Origin of the sequence: Paenibacillus sp. FSL R10-2748 (assembly GCF_038005565.1) — a bacterium.
GTDB lineage: Bacteria > Bacillota > Bacilli > Paenibacillales > Paenibacillaceae > Paenibacillus > Paenibacillus polymyxa_B.
Genome location: NZ_JBBOTK010000004.1, coordinates 270,122 through 291,254 on the forward strand (window position 1 = coordinate 270,122; position 21,133 = coordinate 291,254).

Sequence of the window (21,133 nt, forward strand, 5' to 3'; positions counted from 1 at the left end):
TTACGCCTGCTTTCTCCGGAACTTCACCAAAGACCAGATGACCAGAAATGCCATGAAAGCCACGCACACGCTAATGCTAATGCGATTTTGCGGGTCAAGCAAGAATAGAAACGCAATGACCCATAGGCATCCCACTGTAACCGCCGTTACATAAGGGAATCCCCATATCTTGAAAGTAGGCTCCACTGGATAAGATTTGCGCAATTTCAATTGGGACAGACAAATGCAGCTCCAGACGAGCAACACGACGAAGCCAGGTACAGCCATCAAAATACGGAACAGCCCGTCCTGAGCGACATAAGCAACCATGGAACCGACAATCAGGACTACAGCGCACAATTTGAGACTATTTACCGGAACCCCGTTTGAAGATAAGCGGGCGAGTGATTTGGGACCTTCTCCATTGATAGCCAGCGAATGCAGCATACGTGTAGCCCCGTAAATTCCCGAATTGGCGGCAGACAGTACAGCAGTGATCAGAATAAAGTTCATAACATGAGCCGAGCCTTGAAGCCCTACAGAAGACAATACCTGTACAAACGGGCTGGTATTCGCATCCAGTTGGTTCCATGGAATCAAGCCACAAATGATGAGAATGGGCAACGTATAGAACAAAACAACGCGAAGAATAAAGCTTTTAACCACTCTAGGTAGTACCTTTTCCGGATTTTCTGTCTCCGTCAACGTCAGTCCAATCAGCTCGGACCCTCCGTATGAAAAGGTAACGACCAGCAGCGCTGAAAAGATAGCTAACCAGCCATTAGGTAGAAATCCGCCGTGCTGCGCGTAGTTGCTTAGATAAGGTGGAGTTTCAGTGGGAATAATCCCGAACAGTATACAGCCACCCAAGGCGATGAAGATAATAATCATGGCAATCTTAATACCCGCAAGCCAAAATTCCAGCTCCCCAAAACCGCCGACACTCAGCATGTTGACGACAATAATGAAAGCCGCACTCACTAAACTGAGTACCCATAGAGGAACATCTGGCAACCAATATTGCAGGAAGCTCCCCGCAGCAATGACCTCAATGATACAGACGGCCAGCCACATAAAGCAATACAACCAGCCGATAATAAAGGACAGACGTTCTCCAAAAGCTTTGCGAATAAAATCCTTCATATTCATGTTGGGGTAGACGGTAGCCATCTCGGCAATTGCGCCCATAACGACTAAGAGCAAGAGTCCTGCGAAGACATAGGATAAAATAACTCCAGGACCCGCCAAGCTAATCGTTTCGGTACTTCCTTTAAAAATTCCCGTTCCGATAACTCCACCCATAGCCATAAAGGTAATGTGCCGTGGGAGCAGCTTTTTGTGCAAAGTTGCTTCATTTGATTTCAATATGAAATCCTCCTTCATATAGTGTATAGCTTCAGCATGGCCCAAACAGGGTTACTTCAATTAGACTTATACTACATGAAAATATCCAATTAGGAAATGAAATAAATAGGATCTGGTAGGGAGATTGAAATCGCTAGAGAACAAACTGAGGAAAACAGAGGCAGCATGCTGGCGCTGATGATTGCTCTATCTGCGGTCATTCTGCCTTTATTGTTCTGCTCGGCGGATATTTAAGTGATCATGTAGGAGTATCGCATTGCGGTGAAGAATTAGCTCCGCAATATTCCTTTAGCCCGCACTTGCTTGAGCCAACCAGGAAACTCATTCAGCAGACGGTCGTACAATTCTGCGTCTGTCACGGACTCAATGTCATCCAAGGCAAAGAAATCTGCATTATCCACTACGCGACCACGCAGATTATCCAACTTTTGAAGGACTCCAAAATCAGCATTACCAAGACCAACAAATTGCCAGAAAATAGGAGTTTTCGAGCACTTGATCAGCAATTTTGATATTTTTTTCGTTTCATATACGCCACCGTCACTGAAAAAGATAATGTAGGTCGGGATTGTTTCATTGGGTGCCTCTTTTGTATATTTTAAAATAATATCCTCCATTACTTCAGGCTCATTGTTACCAAATCCAATATTTCCGTATCCGATTTCTGGGAAATTTCGTTTTACGTAATTCTCGAAATTCCTCTCTGTGACGCTTGGAGCACGTTTGGCTTTGTCCGCAAAAAACCATACATCCATTTCACCATCGTCATCCATGCAGGCCGATACAGCCAGAACACGTTCGAAGGCTTTTTGCACGGTTCCCTTAGAGTACAGTTTCGCCATGGAAGCAGAAGCGTCTAATACAACCGCTACTCGTGCTTTTTCACGGTCTATCTGCTTCTTTTGGAGTGAAATTTGTACCTTCTGTTTAAGCAGATTAATTCTTCCATTCACAGGAGAAGGCTCCTTCACGCCGGCTTTATCCGCTGACGGTGCTGCTGGCGATTCCGTTTCCTCTACGGTGACACCATGAGCTTCGGCGAGCGGCTTTAGTCCTCCATTGAAACCACGCCCAACTGCGCGAAGCTTGAAGCCAGACGTATGGCGGTATATTTCAGCGAATACGAGTGACGTTTCTTTGGTAGCTTCGGTGATGCTGTAGGTGATATGGGATTGCTTGCCTTGAGCAGTAAGTGAGCAGCCGACCACATCGGCAAAAGTACCCGGGCCGTCCAGTGTGGCCGCAAACACACATTTTTCCACTCCGGTTCGTTCCAGTTCCTGGAGCGCTACAGTAAACTCAGTGGTTCTGTCATTTGGACGCTGTAACCGTACATGGCCGTGCGGGTCAGCGGGTTGATTGTAAAAAATGAAATAGTCATCTGAGGAAACCTTTCCGTCTGCTCCTACCATAAAACAGCTAACATCCAGTTCGGCAGGTGCATGCTTCCATGTAATGGTGACCCGCACCGTATCTTCCTTACCGAATGGTGCATTAGCTCCTGTACTCAATGCAATGTTGGGACCGCTCATGCTGTCAAACCCCCTATGTATTTTAAATCTTGTATTTATACAAATTGTACCATGGAAATGGTATATTCACCTTGTTTCGTGCAGGAATATTTGTCTCATGGTAGACGCAGTAAAAGATGATATATAATAAGGTTGGTGTGGAAAAAAAGTATGATATTTATGAAGCGGAGGCTTTGATACGTGAAGCAGGATCGACAAAAGCAGGCAGGTTCCCATACCGGGATGAGCAAGGGACATGAAGCTGATGAGTTAAACAAACTGCTGTCCCTATGGCTTCATTCGTCGATCCGTGTCATGGATGTCCGGCATATTCGACTGGAGCCGGAAGCGTTGCTTCAACCGTATCGTCTTCCAGCGCAGGCTTTTGTATTTGTATTGCAGGGTAGCGTGCGTTTGGATGGTGATTGGAAGGATACGCCACATTCAGGGTACGTACTGCATGGCAGCAAAGGCTTTGAACTGAATATGAAACCCTCGCAATACGGGATAGAATATATCCTTGTACTATATAAAGCGACTTCTCTATCGGGACACACGATGTATAATCATCCTTCGATAGCTCATGGTTTTGTACCGCCTTATCCGGTTATACTGTACCAAAAGCTGCAACTACTGGAGTACGCATGGCAGGATCATGAGGCGCTATCCAAGATTCAGGCTCAGGGTCGGTTCTATGATTTTGCATATGAATGTATGCGGCAATTGCAAGAACCGAAGGCTCGAACTTCTGCGCGGGATATCGTGACACAGGCGATTCGATTTATGCAGGATCATTACGCGGAGTCCATAACGCTCGAACGTTTGGCCGGATTGTTGGAATGCAGTCCGAGACATCTGACTCGGTTATTTAAAAAACAAACGGATTGTAGCCCGATTATGTACTTGATTCAACTGCGAATGGACAAGGCGAAGGAGCTTTTGCGGAAGACGGATGCTACTTTACAGGATATCGCTGTCAGTGTGGGGTACCCGGATGTCTATTTCTTTAGCCGGGCATTCAAAAAATATACGGGTGTATCCCCGGTTCATTACCGGGACAGCCTATATTCATCTGCTTTTGTGAGAAATACCAGTCTGGATAATCCATTAAGCATGTCTGAATGTTCCATTGATTCGATAAGTGGCGCCCTGCATACTGTTATTGAGGATAATAATCATTATCAAAATCACAATGAAGGGATTTTACGAATGAATAGAAACGCAAAGCATTCCATGGCATTTATTTTATTGCTTAGTTTTACCCTGCTGCTCAGCGCGTGCTCAGGCACATCCAGTCCTGCGGCAACCGATGGCGCTTCCCAAGGGAACAATAATACATCAGCGGAACCAACATCACAGGAAAGGGTGCTGAAGGATGCACTTGGGCATGAGGTGAAGGTTCCGGCTCAGCCTCAGCGTGTGATCGCTTCTTATCTGGAGGATCATCTAGTGGCCCTAGGTGTTAAACCCGTAGCCCAATGGTCGGTAGGCAAAAATTCAGTTCAAGGTTACCTGCAAAAAGAACTGAAGGACGTTCCTACCATTGCTTCAGATCTTCCGTTTGAGGCGGTTCTGAACTTCAAGCCTGATTTGATCATTATGGACAGTGCGAGCATGGTGGAAGGCGACAAATATAATCAATACTCTAAAATTGCTCCAACCTACGTGGTAGGCACTAATATGAACAATGATTGGCGTCAAGAGCTGCTGACCGTGGGTGAGGTGCTGAATAAGAGCAGTGAAGCGAAGCAGGCATTGAGCAACTACGACAAAAAAGCAGCAGAGGCTAAAGCCAAGCTGAGTCAGACGGTAGGACAAAAAACTGCGGCGGCATTGTGGGTAACGGATAAAAATGTGTATGTCGTAAACCAGAATCTATCCAGCGGTGATGTATTGTATAAGGATTTGGGATTCAAGATTCCACAAGTCGTACAGGAGATTTCCAAAACGGCTAAGGCGAACTGGAGTAATTTATCGCTGGAGAAGCTGGCCGAGCTGGATGCGGATTATATCTTTATCGTGAACAGCAAAAACGTAAGTAAAGAAGATATTGTAAAAGATCCTGTATGGGCGGGAATTCCAGCCGTTAAAGAAGGCCATGTATACGATTTTGGTAAGGATTCTAGCTGGTTGTATACAGGTACAATTGCAAACAGTCAAATGATCGACGATGTTTTGAAAAATGTAACTCAGTAATCCAAATGGTAATCAAAAAACGCTACTCATCTTGACGACAGCATGTCGCAGGAAGGAGAGCGTTTTTTTATAAAAAGATGTCTGCATAGAGCAGACATCTGGTTTGTTTTCGATATTAGGCTTGCGGAGATACCAGGATTTTAACCTGATTTTTCTCTTTCAGGAGACCTTCAAAACCTTGCTCAATCACTTCTTCGAGTTTAATGCGTTTGGTAACCAGCTTGTCGGCAGGGAAATAACCTTTTTCCATCAGGCTGATAACAGCTGGGAATACATCACGGTAGCCGATAATACCAGTCAGATTGCGTTCCTTCATAACGATATTGTTAGGCTTGATCGGAGCTTCTTTTTCAAAAATGCTGACGATCATAATTTGTCCACTAATTTTAGTAGATTCAATAGCTTGAGTCAGCACAGGAGGTACTCCAGTGACTTCATAGGCTACATCTACGCCGCCGTTGGTCCGTTTGTGCAGTTCTTCCACCACATCATAAGTTTTAGGATCAATCACGATAGCACCCAGCTCTTCAGCTTTAGCTTTACGCTCCTCGGAAAGCTCTACTGCATAAATCTCAGATGCGCCCGAAGCTTTCAACGCTTCAATAACCAGCAATCCGATAGGACCAGCGCCAAATACTACAGCTTTGTCGCCGACTTTCAGTTGGCTTTGACGAACAGCATATAAAGCAACGGCCGAAGGCTCTACCAATGCGCCTTGCTCGAAAGATACGCTTTCTGGAATTTTGTGAACCATGTGCTCGTCAGCTGCGACATATTCAGAAAATCCACCACCGCCGCCTGCCAGACCGAGGAAGCCCATTTTATCGCAAAGATTATATTTGCCTTGTTTACATGCATCACATTCTCCACATGCAAACACCGGTTCTACAACTACACGGTCGCCAACTTGAATCTTGGTTACACCTTCACCGATTTCGACGACTTGTCCAGAGAATTCATGTCCCATTACGATCGGCGCTTTTTCGCCAGTCAATGGATGCTGAGCATCTTGGGGAATGAAGATCGGTCCTGCTACATATTCGTGAAGATCACTTCCGCAAATGCCGCACCATTCTACTTTGATTTTTACTTTTCCTGCCAGAGCAGCGGGCTGCTCAATGTTTTCCAATCTTAAGTCTTTTACTCCATGCCATCTCAATGCTTGCATGTCTGTCATCTCCTTGACGAATATATGATCATTGCCTCTATAAAAGTGAATGAATTAGGAAACGTTTCCGAAAAATAATATGTCACAATTTTTACACATTGTCAAACCAATTTAATGCAAAAAGCACTTGATTTTTTTTGTGAATATAATCACTTGTGACTACAGTGCTATATTTGGCTCATTACTTTTATACAAAGAGATTTTGTGAATTTTTCAGGTGAAGCAAAGACAAGAAGAAAACGACTTCAATTTTTAGACACTCATTCTGTGGTATAATATCAACATTAAGACTTTATTTTAGAAAGTCAGAAAACGATTCCGTTCTTGAAAGGATTTTGGGCGTGACAGATCAAAAGAAAGTAACCATAGAGGATGTAGCCAAGCGGGCAGGAGTCGGTATAGCGACTGTCTCCAGAGCTATTAATGATAGTGAGGGCATCAGTCCGAGGACGAAAGCCTTAATTTTGCAAGTGATTGAAGAGATGGGGTTTACGCCCAACACCTCGGCTCAGAGCTTGAAAGTTCGTCAGACACGACAAATCGCGCTAGCCGTGCCGGACATTCGTAACGCGATTATTCCAGAGATCGCTTGGTCCGTAGAGCAGGCCGCCAAGCAGCATGGATACCGTGTCGTGCAAATCAATACTGCTGGGAATGCCAGAATGGAGCTTGAAACAGTTCGTGAGGTCAAGAAGCTGCATGTCGACGGGCTCATCATTATGCCGCTGGCGTATCCCAAAATGTTGGTAGATCTGATTAACAAAGCCAGCGTTCCCGTGTCCATTATTAACTATGGCAAGAAGCTGGGCGAAGATGTCAAAGCGGATATCGTCAGTCTGGCCCGGCAAGAGGGAAGACTTGTGATGGAGCATTTGCTTAAAATCGGGAGAACAAGAATTGCCTATGCAGGCGCTGCGAAGGACAAAATCGAGGAGAGATACTTCGCTTATGAGCAGTCTCTCCAGCATGTGGACCCTTCACTCGTTTATTTTGGCGATGATTTCTCCTTTGAGACAGGGCTGCGTGCAGCCGATTATTTTTACAGCCTGAAACATATGCCGGATGCTATTTATGCGGTTAATGATATGGTGGCGATAGGGATCGTCAATCGATTTAAGGATTTGGGTGTAAAGGTGCCAGATGAGGTTGCTGTAGTCGGTATTGATAACAATTTGTGGGCTATGGTAACGACCCCTCAGATCAGCTCAGTTTCCATCATGGGGGAAGAGGTGGCACGGTTGGCTGCGGAGCTGCTGCTCAAGCGGATTCAGGAACAGACACCTGGGGATTATGAGCGTGTGCAATTCGAGCCTCGTCTGATCGTGAGGGAATCGAGCGTCTCTGTGATCCGTAAGCCCACGGTAGGGCGTGATGAGTAGTAGGGTATGAGTGGATTTTGGGCAATTATAACGACCACTGTTTGTTCAGACAGGAGAGTGGATTCATGTTAAAAGGTAATGGGTTCGTTTCTGTAGCTTGTACTGCACTATTGCTGGCTGTAACCATAGGGTGCACTCCCCATCCAGTGGGACAGGATGCTGAAACTGCGGCGCCGTCCGGGGCAAACAATGGGGAGTCCAAGCAAACTGCAGCCAATACTCAGCACACCCAGCAAAGTAAAGAGGAGCTAGTGCTGTCCTTTTATAAAGATTCATCCCTCAGTGATGAAGCAAAAGTCCGTCATATGACGGACCATTTAGCAGGAATCCAATGGGGAAAGATAAACGAAATCAAAGAACATCAAAGCCTGGAAATTATCGAATATCTGTATAGGCAGCGCGCTTTTATTCCATCGGAAAGCTTTGCAAATCTGATTCAGGCTTCTGACGGATTGGATGGAGCTTTAAGCGAAAGCTATGCTGGTCTTATGGGAGATTTGTTTACAAGAGATAGAACTGCGATGACTCGAGCATTGGCAAATATGGACAAAACCAACCGCACACAAGGTATAGGAAGCATCGGGTATGCTCTCAGCTATAGAGAACCCAAGGAAGTCAAGAAAGAGATTCAACAATGGCAGGCAGGACAAAAGCTTACTACGGCAGAGAAGGATGTTATCCGAGCCTTGTTCGTCAAGCTGGATAATCCGTATTGATGCTCAAATAGTGATGACCACATGTATAGAGGAATATATTGAACAGCCGCGTCTCTACCGGAGGAGCGGCTGTTTTGTGCTGTTTTTTACATCCTGGCATTTATGATTGGGATAAACGTTAGTAGAACCATTGGTTTCAGATGTTCATCTAACAATGGGTTCAAGTGGTCTGGTGATCCTGATCTGAGCGCAAGCGTTTAATATCACTAATTGGAGGCAGGCCGAACAAGCGGGCGTATTCGCGGCTGAATTGTGAGGGACTCTCGTAACCTACCTGAAAACCGACATCTGCCGCATCCGCTGATTCAGATAACAACAGGCGGCGGGACTCTTGTAGACGTAATTGTTTTTGATATTGCATTGGGCTCATAGCCGTAACCTCTTTAAAATGACGATGTAGTGACGAAGGACTCATATTCGCTAGTTTGGACAATTCCTCAATACGTAACGGCTTATCATAATCCTGCTTAATCCGCTTTATGACTTCTGCGATTCTGTTGGAATGGCTGCCGGTCATGACCAGTTGTTTTAAGGATTCCCCCTGATTCCCCTGTAAAATCCTATACAGTATCTCACGAATGACTAATGGAGCCAGCACCGGAACATCCTGTGGGTTTTCCAAAAGATGCACTAGCCTTACCACGGCATCCAGCAGTAGAGAGTTAGTTTGGCTTACATACAAGCCTCGTCTGGAATCAGGCATGGGGCTTGTGGGAAAAGCAGATTCCTTGATCAGATCCAAAACCTGATGCGGATCAAAATTGAGCCGGAGGCACAAATAAGGAGCTTCTGCTGACGCTTGAATGACCTGCCCGGAAATCGGCAAATGCACCGACACAACAAGGTAATCGGATGTGCCGTAATGGTAACTTTCCTCTGCGAGCATCACGACTTTTCTGCCTTGTGTCACAATACATAAGGCAGGTTCATGGACTTGATGTATCGGAACGGTTGTATTTGAACTTCGGACGAAATGAAGCGAAGGTATGGCTGTAGTGAGAACTCCGTCCTGATGTGAAAATCGTTCTATAAGCCTTGCCAACTCGGCTTGTTTTTCCATGGTAGAACCCTCTATTTTGGTTGCCCCCATCATGACACATCCCTTCTTTGCAATGTAGCCCGTTTTCATTTTCAGTAGTTTATTACATATTAAGGGTCTTTGGAGGATTAGGCAATAATTTGCTCTGATTCTTCTACCAGCTCAAAACATCATCGTCTCATAATAAGGGTACAGAAACAACGCCAAATGAACAGAAGCACGTGATCAGAGGCAAAGTGCCTACACAGGTAGCTACATCGTGGAAGGTGACCATATCAAGTATGTGGGCGACACCGGATTTACGGCAGATGGCGAATTTGAGGATGGTGTTCTGTATCAAGCAGGGATGTTTTTTAGTCCGTTTTTAAACTAAAGGAGGAATAAGTATGTTGGATATTAAAGGGAAAGTCGTAGCTATTACGGGGGCAAGTAGTGGGATCGGTGAAGCTACTGCCCGTTTACTTGCTCACCATGGGGCTCATGTAATATTAGGGGCCAGACGCACAGAGCGACTGGAGGCTCTGACATCCGAGATTCGTTCTAAAGGTGGATCGGCTGATTATCAGCAACTGGATGTGACAAAGAGGGACCAGATGGAAGCGTTCATTAAGTACGCGGAAAAAGCATTTGGACGCGTGGATGTCATTTTGAACAATGCGGGAGTGATGCCTCTTTCAAAATTAGAAGCCCTGAAGGTAGAGGAATGGGATCGCATGATTGATGTAAATATACGGGGCGTTCTGCATGGGATTGCGGCAGGGCTTCCGATTATGAAAAAGCAAGGATTTGGTCAGTTTGTCAATATCGCCTCTATTGGCGCGTATAGTGTAACCCCAACTGCAGCGGTGTATTGCGCAACGAAGTATGCGGTTCGGGCGATCTCTGAAGGATTGCGTTTGGAGGTGGGGGGAGATATTCGTGTGACGCTGGTATCGCCAGGAGTAACCGAATCTGAGCTTGCTGACAGTATTTCAGATGAAGAGGCCCGGCAAGGAATGAAAGAGTACCGTCGTATTTCGATTTCGCCTGATGCCATTGCGCGTTCCATTCTGTATGCCATGGAGCAGCCAGCGGATGTAGATGTTAATGAAATTATTGTCAGACCCACGGCAAGCCCGAATTAACGCCATAGCATCCATGATTCTCCCTCTCTACTCAGATCATTTTTCCCTCCATCCTTTATGGATGGGGGGGATTTATCGGATGAGAAAGAACATTATTCACACCACAGAGTGTAAAATAGCTGTACCTTTATAATAAACGTATTTACTTTTACAAATGTTTGTGATAATTTTATTTCGACAAACATCGAAATTAAGACTGGAACAGAAGGGAGCCGAACAGGGTGAAAGATACAACAGAGATGCAGCAGGCTGTAAAAATATATAAAGCACTTGGAGAACCGACTCGTCTCAAGATAGCACTTCTGCTAAAAGAGGAAAGCGACCAATGCTGCTCTGTGCTGGGCGAGAAGCTGAACAGTGTAGCTATTTCAACGCTATCGCACCATCTGAAGCAAATGGCAGAGTCGGGGTTGCTCACATACCGTAAAGAGGGGACGTTTATTTATTACAGCTTGGATGTGGAAGCAGCGCAGAAATATGCCCCGTTCCTAATAACATAAATTTTTTTAGTCTTAATTTCGATATTTGTAAAAATATAAAAATACAAAAATACCAAAAGAAAAGAGGCGTTATTTAAAAATGCAGAGCACGTGGAAAGTGTATATTTTGGCAATTGTTAGTTTTTTGGTAGGCACATCCGAATACATTATCTCAGGCGTTTTGGATCAGATTGCGACAACCATGGGGATTACGGTGTCCGCAGCGGGCCAGCTGATTACAGTCTTTTCTCTTGCTTACGCGATTGGCACGCCGATCCTGATGGCAGTAACCGCTAAATGGGACAGACGCAAGCTGCTCTTGAGTTCGCTCGGATTATTTGCAGTAGCCAATGTCCTCTCCTTTGTTCTGCCGGGTTTTGGAATGTTTATCGCCGCACGTATTCTTATGGCCCTCGGGGCGGGGATGGTCGTGGTTACAGCACTGAGCATTGCTGCGAAAATTGCCCCAGCCGGCAAGCAGGCCAGTTCTATTGCTACGGTTACTATGGGTTTTACAGCCTCGCTGATTATTGGGGTGCCGCTTGGGAGAATGATATCTTCTGCATATGGCTGGAAAACCGTATTTCTCGGCATCGCGTTGACAGGGATTATTGCCCTAATTGTTATATCTATGACAATTCCCCGCTTAAAAGGAGATCGACCTGTCCCCTTACTACAACAGTTTGCTCTTCTGAAAAAGCCTGAAGTTGCTTTGGGATTAGGCATTACCTTCTTTTGGCTAGGTGGTTATTCACTCGCGTATACTTACATCTCACCGTATTTGCTGAATGTATCAGGTGTAGGAGAGGATATGCTAAGCTCAGTATTGCTCGCCTTCGGAATTGCCAGTCTAATCGGGTCAAAAATTGGTGGGTACAGTGCGGATAAAAAGGGTATACCCTTTACATTATTAGGGGGTATGGTGTTGCACGGTATTTCCTTACTCTTGCTTCCTTTTGCCGCTCATTCCCTGATCGCAGTATTTGCTTTATTGATCCTTTGGTCGTTCGCAGCCTGGACAACTGGACCTACTCAACAATATAATCTGGTCACACTTGTGCCTGAATCTTCCGGTGTGATGCTGAGTCTCAATCAATCTACAATGCAGCTTGCTATGGCAGCCGGAGCCGGAATTGGCGGTGTAGTTGTTGGTCAGGTTTCGCTGTCTTCCATCACCTGGTTTGGAGCAGCAGGGGTTGGTATCGCTATTGTGGCTACGTATTTACTTACACGAAGATCCTCAGTTCAAACACAAGTGGGTGTTACGGAGTAAAGTGTATAGATAAGTGAAGAGGAGGCCCAGTGATGAAGGTGACATTGCGGCCTTCTTTGATTTGAATGAGCAATAACATGCTCTCTTGCAGTAGGAAGGCTTATTCAAACGCAATATCAGTGATTTTGCCGCCTTCCTCAAAGGCGATATTTTTATAAACTTGATTGGAAACCGAATTTTTTAAATCTGCATATAGCATGGGTACTAAATGCTCATTTTCCAAAATGCAACATAGCTCGGATACCATTGCGCTGGCAAAACCTTTCTTTCGCAAATTAGGCGGGGTATAGGGTGGTTCCTTTTAAATAACGTAAGAGTTCTTCTATATAGGTCAATTTATAATCATCTGTGATTTGTTGTGAGATCCATAGCCAAGCCTTATGTCCGGGTGATTGAGCAAAGATCATATTTTTATCGGACGTTTTGAGGCATGTTGACTCTTCTGACTCACAAATTCGATGGATCAAATTGTATCGAACTTCATCAGCCAAAAATTGATTTTGATTTAATATATCGTCGTTTGAGACTAGTAGCTCAATCATGACTCTGCCTCCTAAAAATGAGCTATGACCTAAACAAAAAGTAGAAATCTATGAAGATTCAGTTGTTATATCTACTAGGATTTAAACTTCCGCGCTATAAGCTTCTTATTTTTTTGTCGCCAAATCCATCTTTCGATAAAGTTTTTTTCTTTTCTTTCCTGAAGTGTTTCCTTCATACCCTTAATAAGAAATTCGGATCTTCGCTTGTCGTTTCTGCTAATTTCACGTAGTTCCTCAATAAATTTATCGTCCATGTCCGCATCTCCGTTAGTTCAGGATTTTCCAAATTGCTAAGCTAGATTATACAGAACATATGTTCCTTTTTCAAGTCTGCATCTGCTCTATTCAATCACATAACTATTTTTAGATGGATGCTGCGAGGCCCGCGCCAATCGGATGGTGAAGCATAAGATAAAGTTGAAAGGAGGAATTACAACATGGACAACAAAGCATATGTATCTCAAACGTATCCACGTCTTACAGTCTACAACGAAGAAAATTTTCGGGGTTCCAGGAGAGTATTCAGAGGAAACCTAGGCATTCGTAATACCGATAACATTCTCAACGGCATCGAAAGTTTGCGTTTCTTTTCTACTAGCAGCAATGCTACACTTGTACTCTTTACTGGCACGCGGTTTAGAGGTAACTTCCGTGTGTTTAGAGGCAATCGCAACATCGCCGACCTGGATGATCTGATTCGCGGGAATGATGTGGAATCTATTATCTCTACCAATCAACGTTTGACGTTGCAGCAAATCCGTAATATCCGCAGTAGCGGTAGACTGCCATCTGGCTATCGAATCATCTAACGGCCTTATTTCGACTTCATAAACCATTTTACAAGACTGTTTCAGGAGCTTGCAACTTTCGGGCTTTTGGGACAGTCTCTCTATTTGTACACGCGACCTACATACTCGAATGATGAGAGGAACTGTATGGGAGAATGGGATGTTGTTAGCAGTCAACACCAACTCAATGTTCATAAAAAATAGATAAAGGAGGACATACGATATGCCCTCCTCATGACGTATATTATATTTACTTCAGTTCCCAATTCGTTGCTTTGATCACAGCTGCATCTGCGTTCTTAAGATCTGTTTCGCCAGAAGCTAAGAGAGAGCTCCATTGTTTCACACGATTCTTACCATTGGGAGGTTGGTTATAATCGTTGGTATCGACAACCAATGTACGCTTAGCATAGAAGCTAGTCATGAACTTCTTCTCATTCGTACTACTGCCTGAACGTGAGAGGATTCCTTCAAGACTACCTGAATCACCAGTAGCGCCTTGATTGAGTGCTGTGTCGACAAATGAACCAATCGTCAGAGCAGTATTAAATCCGCGTTTCTGTGCTTGCTGTACACTATATTCGATATAGGTGTCATAGAACGTACGCCACATGGCTTCTCTCCAAGCTTCATTGTTTTGGAGAGCGTTGATCTTCTTCTTGATAACACTATCGCTATCGCTGAGCTTTAGAATCGAACCACTCATTTTCCCCTTCAGGCCAGCACGTGTTAATCCACCTGCAATGGAAGGGTTACTAGCTCCACTAGCAGCATCAAAAGCTTTGAATAAGTCCGGACCATCGGGTCCCGTATCATTTGAACCGCCTGTTGTTGCTCCAAAGATACCAATGGTGTATCCGCGATTATCGCCGATATCTTCAGCATATCCATAGAATTCAGTCCATTTCAAAGAATCTTGCTCTGGTTTGTTCACTAGCTTCATAATATTATCCCATTGCTCACCGTCGAGTCCTGTATTAGCCTTCAGAAACTGAAGTGTTGAAGGTGAGAAATTAGCATCATGATCAATAGCTGTAACCGCTTCTTGGCTAGTAGCTGCTTCGCTGGTAAGGGATAATGGCTCTATACTAGCTTCATTTGAGTTGTCGAAGCCCTCATTTAAATCGATCGTTTTCTGTACTGGAGTTCCATTCTCTTCAGCAAAAGCCTTGGCAGGTGGACCCGACAAGCTAGAGAAAGAAGCAATTACAGTAAAGCTTAGCAAGATCATAAGGAACTTTGTTTTATACATATAACTCCTCCTATAATAATGTAATTGTGAAAGGCTAAAAGCTAAAAGCGTAGATTTGCATCTAACTCGAATTGATTTAGCAAGAGTATAGATAAGAAGAATATGATTGAATAGAGCTTAAATAACCGTTTTTTTCAAAAATTATGATTTATATGTGAATAAATGGACCTAGTTGTTCCTAGATTCCTACAGATCATAAGTGCAAGAATGAGGACGAAACAAAGATAGCCTCTTGATAAAATGAGTTACATCACATATCAGGAGGCTATATTTATGAACAAAATTCATCAGTTTCATGCACTTCACACATCAGAGGAACTTTTATTTTTAGGGAACGCCTGGGATATGCTATCTGCGGTGGCTCTGGAGAAGGCAGGCTTTAAGGCGATAGGTACGACGAGCTGGGGAATTGCCAATACGCTTGGATTCTCAGATGGAGAGCTTATTGATTTTGACCAGCATGTAAGCATTATTCGGACGATTGCTGAGCATGTTCAGATTCCAGTGTCGGCAGATATTGAAGCAGGATATGGGGAGGATACGGCAACGATTGTTGAGCATGTTTTAAGGATAGCCGATGTGGGAGTTGCAGGGATTAATATTGAGGATTCTTTGAAAACGAAAAAGGGACTTCGAGAAGTGGGCCTGCACAGTAACCTGTTGTCCAAAATAAGAACAGCATTGGATACGCGTGGGTTTAAAAAGTTTTTTATAAACGCAAGAACGGATACATATTTGCAGATGGATGCCCCACTTTCAGAGACCATAGAGCGGGCCAAAGCGTATGTGGATAGTGGTGCGAGCGGAATTTTTGTTCCAGGATTAAAGCGTGATGAAGAGATCAGGGAAGTTGTGTTTCATATACATGCTCCGCTTAATGTTTTATCCCTGCCGGGTCTGACGAATGTCCACCAGCTTCAGCAGTTAGGAGTTAAACGGTTTAGCTTTGGAAATGCATTTTCTGATAAGATAATAGTTGCTTTGCAAAAGAATGCAGAACAGTTGATAGAGCTTCAAGATACATCACATTTATATGAGGATTTTGCAAAATCCTTGAGCTAGATGAATATGAACTATAGAAAGGACAGAGCATTCGATCATGGCTAACCTTAGTCTTTCTTTTGAAGAAATGTGGGAGAAAATTATAGCGTGTGATCGTAAGTATGACGGGTTGTTTTTTACCGCTGTGAAAACAACCCGCATATACTGCCGACCTTCCTGTCGATCCAAAAAGCCGAAGAAAATAAATGTGGAGTTTTACTTTGATTTGGACAAAGTGGAAAAGGCGGGTTTTCGTGCTTGCAAAAGATGCCAGCCCCATACAGACCATTCGCCGTATATCAGACTTGTGCAGAATGTAGTAACCTTCTTGGTCAATCATTACAAGGAAAAACTTGTATTGCAGGATATTGCGGACCATATCGGAATAAGCTCCTTTTACTTGGATCGGATCTTTAAACAGGAAACCGCCGAAACCCCGCGTACGTATTTGGAAAAAATAAGAGTAGATAAGGCAGCCTATCTTCTTAAAAGTACAAATCTTACGAATCTTGAGATTTGCTATGAGACGGGCTTCCAAAGTCCCTCCCATTTCTATAAGGCGTTTCGCAGCTTGAACCATTGTTCTCCTAGTGAGTATAGAAAGTTGAGTAAGGAATAGAAAAGGAAGGAGGTCGTATCCTTTTATGAGTGAACTTTACGTATTGAAGTATGTATCGCCGATTGGAGAGATAGAGATACAGGGCACAAATGAGGCTGTCTATTCTATTATGTTCTCTAATCGGAATGAGCTCTTAACGAGGGCTATAGAAGAGGTTCCAATCCAAGTATTAGCGGAATGCGCTATCCAGCTTGACGAGTATTTTAAAGGTGAGCGCTTTGAGTTTACGTTTCCTTATGTCTTTGAAGGTACGGATTTTCAGCAAAAAGTATGGAATGCTCTGGTGTCCGTGGGGTACGGTAAAACGACAGCTTATAAAGATATTGCTCTTGCTATTGGAAATGAAAAAGCGATCCGAGCCGTAGGCAGTGCTAATGGAAAAAATAAGCTGAGCATTGTGATTCCATGTCACCGAATTATCGGTTCCAATCAGAAACTAACGGGCTATGCAGGAGGGCTATGGAGAAAAGAATGGTTGCTCCAGCATGAAAAGCGTTGTCTGAGGCCCTAAGGAGGGTTCGTAGATGAGAGACATATATTTGAAAGAGTTTAAGCCGGAGAACTGGGCCAACATGGTTCAGATCTATCAGGAGCGGTATGCACAGGTAGATCCGGCTATAAGAGCAAAAGTGGTTGAAAGTAAAATCCCCAAGGAGATTCAGATTGTGCTGCTGCCCGATATGGGGGAATATTTGCTGACTTGGATGGATCGAAAAGTCCCCGCACTCGGCAACGAAACACCGTCGGATTATTTGAAAAGCGAAGAAGGCACTAAAGCACTGAAGGCGGCCATATTACGTATGCCACGTTGAAGAAGCGGGCCAAGGAGATACATATGAACATTGAACAGATGAACAGAGCGCGAATGATGGAAAAAGTGAGTTCGCATATCCATAACTGTAATCAGATGGCATGAACTTCATCTAACCCTATGCTATGATTTACCGACAAGACTATAGATTCAAAAGGGGAAATAAGAATGAAGCTCAAAAGAATGATGTTCCTACTTTCGTTTTTAACGATACTCGTAGGGTTGTTCACTTTGTGTACAGAAAGTGTTCATGCTGCCAATTCGACAGTATTCAGAGATGGAGATAAGCTTAAGCTTACCCTTGATGATGGTAATGGAGTAAACAGAGTGTTTAAATTCGATCTCCCGTTTACGATTAAGCCTGATACACCAATTCGTCTGTATAGCAACTATATTGAAATTCCTCCGGGTGACTTTACGATCGATTATGCCAACTCCACAATTTCAATTGCGGATTCACGACCAGCACCTGGGCCAGGATCAGAAAATCATATAGAGTTTCCTATAGCTACAACTATGGAAGGGACTGTGCAGTCAGTCGATGAATCTACAGTAACTCCACTTGCTGAGGAGCCGAAAGTAACGCAGCCTGAGGTGGAGACCAATATAAAAGAGATTCCCACTCCCAGTGAACCCGAGGTTGCTCAACCTGTGGATGAACCGAAAGTCATTGAACCTCAAGTAACCCAGCCTGTCGTGGAGCCTAAAGTGGACCAAGAGGTGGATGAGTCACCGGAAATCCCTTTGTCTATCCCGTCTGGAGAAGATTTTCCGGGTACATTTACAATCAACTCTTCAGGTACGTCATTTTCGGTTCGTTTGAAAATGAAAAATATTCAACCCACGTACACTTCATACGTTATGGTCAAAAATGCGGATGCTCAATTAATTAAACGGATTCAGTTCGATCCGGAAACAACATTTAGCTACCCATTGAGTAACCTGAATTTATCTACGGGTGGATACTACTTTTATATCAAAATGATCGATCAGTCGGGAAATTCGGCAGCATCTGTACCCCAATTTGTTCCCATAAATAATAACAAGGCTCAGCAGGTTGAGGTGTTTATAGACGGGAAACTGCAACAATATGAGCAGCCTGCGACCTCTATTAGCGGAAGTATGCTGGTGCCATTTCGTGCCGTTTTTGAGGCGCTTGGGGCGAAAGTGAAATGGGATGGAGCTACCAAGACCGTTACTGCAACCAAGGGAAATACAACGATTAAGTTAACTGTAGGCTCCAGAGATGCCTATATCAACGGTAAATTAGTGCGTCTCAATGCGGCGCCGAGACTCATTAATGGCAAAGTAATGGTTCCTATTCGCTTTGTAAGTGAGGCGCTGGGTGCGAAGGTAAAATGGAATATTGCAGCTCAGAGCGTTGTGATTTTTCTTGCTCCACCGCAGGTTTTGACAACCAGTGAAAGTGAACAATTAATGGAGGAAAATGAAGATGCTTCCGAATCACATTCCAATCCAACGATTCTGAAAAAGATATCCACCACCTTCTCCAAATCTACGGATATTGTGTTCGTCATAGATGTTACGAGTAGTATGACAGGGACGCTGGATTATGTGAGACAGAAGGTGAAAGGCTTTGTTGATTCCGTTCCAGCAGGTTCCCAATTTGCTGTCGTTGCATTTCGGGATATCAATCTGAAGGCAGATAAAGATTTAGAATTTTTGGAGTTTACGACCGATAAAAACAAGTTAAAAGGTAATTTGAATATGCTGCGCCCTTCCGCTGGCGGGGATTTGAAGGAATCGGGATTAGAGGCTATTCAGTTAGCTATAAGTAAATTTCCCAAGAATTCTAATTCCAAAACAATTATATTCATTACAGATGCACCAGTTCATGATAAAAATACAGCTCTGGGTAAAGCCCGTTTTTCAGTAGATGAAATCAACGAGCAATTACAGAAAAATGGTGTTATTTTTAATGCAATCGTGCCTGCAAATGGACTAGCCAACAAACAAATGAAAAAGCTTGTAGAAACCAACAAAGGGACTTTGTATGACATCAAGGATGCCAAGCTGAATTTAGCAAAGTAGGTTTGTCCAAACTCAAATAAGCCGTATAAAGGGAGCCGATGTAAGGCTCCCTTTTGCTATCATAAGCGCCTGTGTTGTAAGAGTTCTAATGGGCTGAAAGCTCACTCTCCGTCACCCATTTATGATTTTTGACAGGCTCTCCTCCTGTAGTCGGCGTATAATCTACCATATATACGGTCGTTGGCTCGACGGAATCAATGGTAGCCTTAGCCCCATCCATCCCCTTCATATGATCTGCTGTAAGAATAACCTCCGTTCCCGGTGCATAGGGCTCGCTGCCTGTATCCTTAATCTCTTCATGAATAACCCACTTATGATTATTCACTTTTTCTTCTCCAGTGGTTGGAGTATATGAGACCGTATAAGCAGTAGTCGTATAAGCACCCACAATCGTGGCAGTAGCCCCATTCATGCCTGCCATATGGTCGGCTTGGATAGTCGCTTGGCTACCAGCTTTGAAGGCTGGATTTTCAGCTTCTTTTAGTCCGGTAGGAAGCTCACTGGAAGTGGAATGGTTCATATCCGATGTGTCGTGCTGTTGACTGCTGTTTGTCGTGTGCTCCTGGTTCGGCGTGTTACTGTTCCCGCACCCACTCAAAATAATCATGATTGTACCAGCGAGCAAAGCCCATTGCATTCTCATATTTACAGCTCCTTTAGGGTTTTAATTACATATTTTAAATGTACCCCTATGGGGTATATTTAAAACGGAAGTATATGACAAACTTGTGAAGTGTTTTGCTTTCAAGGGGATCTCCTGTTGTGACCCCTTTTTTGTTATGCAGAAGATGCGTAATTAAATGTTGTTGACAGTGAATAAAAAATCATTGTAATATCTATAAAACGCATCAAGTTACTTGGTATTTTGAGCGACTGTAACATTCTAACTCACCAAAAGTAGATGATATCAAGGAGCAGGGGGAGACATCAAAATGAAGAAACCATGGATTTCATTTATATTGCTGCTGGGAGCAGTCGTGCTTTTTATTTCAGGTTGCGGCAGCAAGAATACGTTGGGCAACGCTGCGGGTGAAGAAAAGAAAACACTGCATATCAGCTTTAATCCCGGTCCATATAGCGATCAGTTTAAGAATGGTGTGGCTCCATATTTGGAGAAGAAAGGCTATACGATTACATATAAAGAGTTTACAGACGGTGTTCAGCCCAATGTAGCCGTGGCTAAGGGGGATATTGATGCTAATGTGTTCCAGCATTCGCTTTACCTGGATTCTATGAATAAGCGGGAGAATATTGATCTGATTGGTGCTGTGCAGGTCCCGACTCCTCCAATGGGATTGTACTCCAGCAAGCACACCAGCCTTGACGAAATCAGCGATGGAGCCCAAATCAACCTGCCCAACGAGCCAGTCAATATGCTGCGTGCGCTGAATATTTTGAAGGAAGTAGGCTGGATTACGTTAAAGGACAAAATCGATCCATTGCAAACCTCGGTGAATGACGTCACCTCTAATCCGCATCATCTGCAATTTGTTGCTACCGACCCGGCACAGGGGCCACGTGCACTAGAGGATGTTGATTTTGCGGCTATACAAGGGAACTTTGCTGTATCGAATGGAATAAAGCTGACCTCGGCATTAAAGCTTGAAAATATGACAGATCCGTTCACGAACGTGGTAGCTGTGGACAACAAGAACAAGGATAAGCCCTTCGTCAAAGACATTATTGAAGGATATCATTCAGATGAATTCCAAAAGTACATCCAATCGAATCCTGTTTATGAAGGCTACAAGCTACCAAGCTATTTCAAATAATATGGGGTATTATCTTCTGCGGGCTGA

The 21,133-nt window shown here is 44.0% G+C and carries 21 protein-coding genes and 1 pseudogene; 14 read left to right on the top strand and 8 right to left on the bottom strand.

The window, feature by feature from the left end:
- Positions 1-1,344, bottom strand: coding sequence for an amino acid permease (locus tag NSS66_RS14250; protein ID WP_028542243.1), 1,344 nt, complete (start codon positions 1,342-1,344; stop codon positions 1-3).
- Between the two features lie 269 nt (positions 1,345-1,613).
- The gene (locus NSS66_RS14255) at positions 1,614-2,876 is read right to left on the bottom strand and encodes a VWA domain-containing protein (protein ID WP_340959187.1); all 1,263 of its coding nucleotides are present in this window, start codon (positions 2,874-2,876) and stop codon (positions 1,614-1,616) included.
- A 180-nt stretch (positions 2,877-3,056) separates the two neighbouring features.
- Here NSS66_RS14255 and NSS66_RS14260 point away from each other — a divergent pair, with 180 nt between their 5' ends.
- Complete coding sequence (locus NSS66_RS14260) at positions 3,057-5,051, top strand: AraC family transcriptional regulator (RefSeq protein WP_081376913.1); 1,995 nt, start codon at positions 3,057-3,059, stop codon at positions 5,049-5,051.
- Positions 5,052-5,166: 115 nt separating this feature from the next.
- Here the strand turns inward: NSS66_RS14260 and NSS66_RS14265 are convergent, their stop codons facing one another.
- Positions 5,167-6,219: a 2,3-butanediol dehydrogenase gene (locus tag NSS66_RS14265; RefSeq protein ID WP_028542246.1), complete on the bottom strand. Its 1,053-nt coding sequence runs from the start codon at positions 6,217-6,219 to the stop codon at positions 5,167-5,169.
- A gap of 341 nt (positions 6,220-6,560) precedes the next feature.
- On the opposite strand from NSS66_RS14265, the gene NSS66_RS14270 reads away from it, so the two are divergent.
- Both NSS66_RS14270 and NSS66_RS14275 read left to right on the top strand, forming a co-directional pair.
- Positions 6,561-7,598 (top strand): LacI family DNA-binding transcriptional regulator, encoded by a 1,038-nt coding sequence (locus NSS66_RS14270; protein ID WP_023989739.1) that lies wholly within the window; start codon positions 6,561-6,563, stop codon positions 7,596-7,598.
- Between the two features lie 65 nt (positions 7,599-7,663).
- The gene (locus tag NSS66_RS14275; RefSeq protein WP_028542247.1) at positions 7,664-8,314 is read left to right on the top strand and encodes a hypothetical protein; all 651 of its coding nucleotides are present in this window, start codon (positions 7,664-7,666) and stop codon (positions 8,312-8,314) included.
- 160 nt (positions 8,315-8,474) lie between these two features.
- Here the strand turns inward: NSS66_RS14275 and NSS66_RS14280 are convergent, their stop codons facing one another.
- On the bottom strand, positions 8,475-9,404 hold the full coding sequence (locus NSS66_RS14280) for an AraC family transcriptional regulator (protein ID WP_023989737.1): 930 nt from the start codon (positions 9,402-9,404) through the stop codon (positions 8,475-8,477).
- Positions 9,405-9,576: 172 nt separating this feature from the next.
- On the opposite strand from NSS66_RS14280, the pseudogene NSS66_RS14285 reads away from it, so the two are divergent.
- The 4 genes and pseudogenes from NSS66_RS14285 to NSS66_RS14300 all read left to right on the top strand — a co-directional run.
- Positions 9,577-9,726: pseudogene (locus tag NSS66_RS14285) on the top strand (Atu4866 domain-containing protein); the annotation flags it as partial.
- 13 nt (positions 9,727-9,739) lie between these two features.
- A complete protein-coding gene (locus NSS66_RS14290; protein WP_071558416.1) occupies positions 9,740-10,477 on the top strand; it encodes an SDR family oxidoreductase in 738 nt (245 codons plus the stop codon).
- A gap of 221 nt (positions 10,478-10,698) precedes the next feature.
- Positions 10,699-10,977: an ArsR/SmtB family transcription factor gene (locus tag NSS66_RS14295; RefSeq protein WP_013311367.1), complete on the top strand. Its 279-nt coding sequence runs from the start codon at positions 10,699-10,701 to the stop codon at positions 10,975-10,977.
- Positions 10,978-11,056: 79 nt separating this feature from the next.
- On the top strand, positions 11,057-12,229 hold the full coding sequence (locus tag NSS66_RS14300; RefSeq protein ID WP_069081162.1) for an MFS transporter: 1,173 nt from the start codon (positions 11,057-11,059) through the stop codon (positions 12,227-12,229).
- A gap of 100 nt (positions 12,230-12,329) precedes the next feature.
- Here NSS66_RS14300 and NSS66_RS14305 read toward each other — a convergent pair whose 3' ends face one another.
- Complete coding sequence (locus NSS66_RS14305; RefSeq protein WP_023989733.1) at positions 12,330-12,476, bottom strand: hypothetical protein; 147 nt, start codon at positions 12,474-12,476, stop codon at positions 12,330-12,332.
- A 28-nt stretch (positions 12,477-12,504) separates the two neighbouring features.
- The gene (locus NSS66_RS14310; protein ID WP_023989732.1) at positions 12,505-12,771 is read right to left on the bottom strand and encodes a hypothetical protein; all 267 of its coding nucleotides are present in this window, start codon (positions 12,769-12,771) and stop codon (positions 12,505-12,507) included.
- 437 nt (positions 12,772-13,208) lie between these two features.
- Here NSS66_RS14310 and NSS66_RS14315 point away from each other — a divergent pair, with 437 nt between their 5' ends.
- Complete coding sequence (locus NSS66_RS14315) at positions 13,209-13,580, top strand: hypothetical protein (protein ID WP_023989731.1); 372 nt, start codon at positions 13,209-13,211, stop codon at positions 13,578-13,580.
- A 229-nt stretch (positions 13,581-13,809) separates the two neighbouring features.
- On the opposite strand, the gene NSS66_RS14320 is transcribed toward NSS66_RS14315, so the two are convergent.
- Positions 13,810-14,811, bottom strand: coding sequence for a chitosanase (locus NSS66_RS14320; RefSeq protein WP_076264757.1), 1,002 nt, complete (start codon positions 14,809-14,811; stop codon positions 13,810-13,812).
- A gap of 273 nt (positions 14,812-15,084) precedes the next feature.
- Here NSS66_RS14320 and NSS66_RS14325 point away from each other — a divergent pair, with 273 nt between their 5' ends.
- The 5 genes from NSS66_RS14325 (at position 15,085) to NSS66_RS14345 (ending at position 19,334) form a co-directional block, all read left to right on the top strand.
- Positions 15,085-15,873: an isocitrate lyase/PEP mutase family protein gene (locus NSS66_RS14325; RefSeq protein WP_340959189.1), complete on the top strand. Its 789-nt coding sequence runs from the start codon at positions 15,085-15,087 to the stop codon at positions 15,871-15,873.
- 37 nt (positions 15,874-15,910) lie between these two features.
- Entirely contained in the window at positions 15,911-16,471 is a 561-nt protein-coding gene (locus tag NSS66_RS14330) for a bifunctional transcriptional activator/DNA repair enzyme AdaA (protein WP_023989728.1), read from the top strand.
- A gap of 25 nt (positions 16,472-16,496) precedes the next feature.
- Positions 16,497-16,982 carry a methylated-DNA--[protein]-cysteine S-methyltransferase gene (locus NSS66_RS14335; RefSeq protein ID WP_340959190.1) on the top strand — a complete coding sequence of 162 codons (486 nt, stop codon included), beginning with the start codon at positions 16,497-16,499 and terminating at the stop codon, positions 16,980-16,982.
- A gap of 13 nt (positions 16,983-16,995) precedes the next feature.
- Complete coding sequence (locus tag NSS66_RS14340) at positions 16,996-17,283, top strand: antitoxin Xre/MbcA/ParS toxin-binding domain-containing protein (protein ID WP_023989726.1); 288 nt, start codon at positions 16,996-16,998, stop codon at positions 17,281-17,283.
- Between the two features lie 167 nt (positions 17,284-17,450).
- Complete coding sequence (locus NSS66_RS14345) at positions 17,451-19,334, top strand: stalk domain-containing protein (protein WP_071558420.1); 1,884 nt, start codon at positions 17,451-17,453, stop codon at positions 19,332-19,334.
- 85 nt (positions 19,335-19,419) lie between these two features.
- On the opposite strand, the gene NSS66_RS14350 is transcribed toward NSS66_RS14345, so the two are convergent.
- Positions 19,420-19,977 carry a YdhK family protein gene (locus NSS66_RS14350; protein ID WP_071558421.1) on the bottom strand — a complete coding sequence of 186 codons (558 nt, stop codon included), beginning with the start codon at positions 19,975-19,977 and terminating at the stop codon, positions 19,420-19,422.
- A gap of 289 nt (positions 19,978-20,266) precedes the next feature.
- On the opposite strand from NSS66_RS14350, the gene NSS66_RS14355 reads away from it, so the two are divergent.
- The gene (locus NSS66_RS14355; protein WP_071558422.1) at positions 20,267-21,106 is read left to right on the top strand and encodes a MetQ/NlpA family ABC transporter substrate-binding protein; all 840 of its coding nucleotides are present in this window, start codon (positions 20,267-20,269) and stop codon (positions 21,104-21,106) included.
- The last annotated feature ends 27 nt before the right edge of the window (positions 21,107-21,133 follow it).

Excerpts from the sequence above, each read along its gene's own strand:
- NSS66_RS14310 (WP_023989732.1), bottom strand. The coding sequence starts at position 12,771 with ATGATTGAGCTACTAGTCTCAAACGACGATATATTAAATCAAAATCAA.
- NSS66_RS14305 (WP_023989733.1), bottom strand. The coding sequence starts at position 12,476 with ATGGTATCCGAGCTATGTTGCATTTTGGAAAATGAGCATTTAGTACCC.
- NSS66_RS14265 (WP_028542246.1), bottom strand. The coding sequence starts at position 6,219 with ATGCAAGCATTGAGATGGCATGGAGTAAAAGACTTAAGATTGGAAAAC.
- NSS66_RS14275 (WP_028542247.1), top strand. The coding sequence starts at position 7,664 with ATGTTAAAAGGTAATGGGTTCGTTTCTGTAGCTTGTACTGCACTATTG.
- NSS66_RS14340 (WP_023989726.1), top strand. The coding sequence starts at position 16,996 with ATGAGAGACATATATTTGAAAGAGTTTAAGCCGGAGAACTGGGCCAAC.
- NSS66_RS14355 (WP_071558422.1), top strand. The coding sequence starts at position 20,267 with ATGAAGAAACCATGGATTTCATTTATATTGCTGCTGGGAGCAGTCGTG.
- NSS66_RS14280 (WP_023989737.1), bottom strand. The coding sequence starts at position 9,404 with ATGGGGGCAACCAAAATAGAGGGTTCTACCATGGAAAAACAAGCCGAG.
- NSS66_RS14300 (WP_069081162.1), top strand. The coding sequence starts at position 11,057 with ATGCAGAGCACGTGGAAAGTGTATATTTTGGCAATTGTTAGTTTTTTG.
- NSS66_RS14255 (WP_340959187.1), bottom strand. The coding sequence starts at position 2,876 with ATGAGCGGTCCCAACATTGCATTGAGTACAGGAGCTAATGCACCATTC.
- NSS66_RS14335 (WP_340959190.1), top strand. The coding sequence starts at position 16,497 with ATGAGTGAACTTTACGTATTGAAGTATGTATCGCCGATTGGAGAGATA.
- NSS66_RS14350 (WP_071558421.1), bottom strand. The coding sequence starts at position 19,977 with ATGAGAATGCAATGGGCTTTGCTCGCTGGTACAATCATGATTATTTTG.
- NSS66_RS14325 (WP_340959189.1), top strand. The coding sequence starts at position 15,085 with ATGAACAAAATTCATCAGTTTCATGCACTTCACACATCAGAGGAACTT.
- NSS66_RS14315 (WP_023989731.1), top strand. The coding sequence starts at position 13,209 with ATGGACAACAAAGCATATGTATCTCAAACGTATCCACGTCTTACAGTC.
- NSS66_RS14330 (WP_023989728.1), top strand. The coding sequence starts at position 15,911 with ATGGCTAACCTTAGTCTTTCTTTTGAAGAAATGTGGGAGAAAATTATA.
- NSS66_RS14320 (WP_076264757.1), bottom strand. The coding sequence starts at position 14,811 with ATGTATAAAACAAAGTTCCTTATGATCTTGCTAAGCTTTACTGTAATT.
- NSS66_RS14290 (WP_071558416.1), top strand. The coding sequence starts at position 9,740 with ATGTTGGATATTAAAGGGAAAGTCGTAGCTATTACGGGGGCAAGTAGT.
- NSS66_RS14345 (WP_071558420.1), top strand. The coding sequence starts at position 17,451 with ATGAAGCTCAAAAGAATGATGTTCCTACTTTCGTTTTTAACGATACTC.